We start from the raw sequence: 1,571 nt of genomic DNA, 5'->3' as shown, positions 1-1,571 counted from the left end.
ACATAGTATTTCCTTCTGTAAAACATACTTCTTCACCTCTTTTATGAAAAGTATCAGTAAACCTTCCCATTACTACCGTATTATAATACTTACCATCCGACAGTTTTTTATCATTTTTTAGAATACCTTCTACCTCCAAACCTAATTTTTTATAAAGTTGGATGGCTTTTTCATTTTTCTCTAACACTTGCAATGATATCTTTTTCACTTCATTTTCATCAGCCCACTGAATAGATTGTTGCAATAGACTCTTACCCATTCCATATCCCCAAAACTCTCTTAAAATACAAACACCAAATTCTACTTTATGGGCTAATCTCTTCAACTTTGATCCTTCGCATCTTGAAAATCCAACGATTTGATTGTGCACTTCTGCAACTAAAAAGAGATTTTTCATCTCTTCACTATCTGATTTTATTATTTTTTGAAAACTTATCTTATCTATAAATCCCTCTCCAGCTTCTCTATCCATATTTTCAGTTTCGCCATCGATCTGAACTCTAATTTCCGATAACTGCCCAGCATCCGTTTGAACTGCAGAACGAACTGTATAAGTTAATCCATTTATATGAAACTCTTGTCCTTTTATAATCATTTCAAACTCCTTTTAAATGAGGTCTATTGACGCTATTACAATTTCTTTACCTTGTTTCTCAAATTGTTGAATCGTTTCTTTACTAGCCCCTTCATCTGTTATAATAAGGTCAATTTCTATTAGTGACTCTCCTTTTATAAAGCAGTCTATTCCAAGTTTATTATGAGGAGCTAAACAAATATTTCTTCTAGCAATTTTACTTACTGTTTTTCCAAAATAAGCAACTTCCGGTGTCGCAGTACTTATACCAATCAATGAAATACCGCCACCTGTAGAGAAATAAAGATCAATAGAGAATCTACTTATCAATTCAGAGGCCAGTGTATCTGTCATATTTCCTGATGGTTTCACTTTTCCACCAATTAAGTACGTATCAATGTTCTTATATTCCCGTAACTTACTAGCAATTTCTAAAGCATTCGTAATAACTGTAAATGATGTTTCAGGTAAATACTTTAACATGGCATAATGAATGGAAGCCCCGCCAATAAAAACGGAATCTCCTTCTTGTATGTAGGATACAGCAACTTTCGCAATCGCATCTTCATCTATTGAACTATCACGATAACGTTTCGATGGTTCGGCAGCTAAGTTTCTCACTCGCGTAAGTTCAACTGCACCTCCGTGCGTTCTTTTTAATAAACCATCCTTCTCCATAATAGACAAATCTCTTCTTATAGAATCAATAGACATATCAAAACTTTCCGCAAGATCCTTTGCGATTACTCTTCCATCTTTCTTAAGTAACTCTAAAATTTTCTCTCTACGCTCTTCAGTGAACATGTTATCACCACCATTATTGAAGATTCAGAAATTTAATCTTTATTTTAATTATATGCATGCCTCTTCCCTTGTACAATATTTTCAATTCTTATTCATTCCGTTTTATACAGTTTTCTCCCTCTTTCTATCCCATTAACTTGAAAACGAAATAAATGTATATTTGCATATTCCACAAACATACTTCCATTTACCT

Annotated in this window: 2 protein-coding genes; both read right to left on the bottom strand. The window is 33.3% G+C overall.

Features of this window, described 5'->3' with window-relative positions:
* A partial coding sequence (locus AB3X49_RS22705) for a GNAT family N-acetyltransferase (RefSeq protein WP_367964895.1) occupies positions 1 to 595 on the bottom strand: 595 nt, incomplete at its 3' end.
* 12 nt (positions 596 to 607) lie between these two features.
* Positions 608 to 1,378 (bottom strand): DeoR/GlpR family DNA-binding transcription regulator, encoded by a 771-nt coding sequence (locus AB3X49_RS22700; RefSeq protein ID WP_367964893.1) that lies wholly within the window; start codon positions 1,376 to 1,378, stop codon positions 608 to 610.
* Positions 1,379 to 1,571: the final 193 nt, after the last annotated feature.

Origin of the sequence: Bacillus sp. C30, from assembly GCF_040838255.1 — a bacterium.
GTDB lineage: Bacteria > Bacillota > Bacilli > Bacillales > Bacillaceae_G > Bacillus_A > Bacillus_A mycoides.
This window is presented reverse-complemented; position numbering and strand designations above follow the sequence as displayed.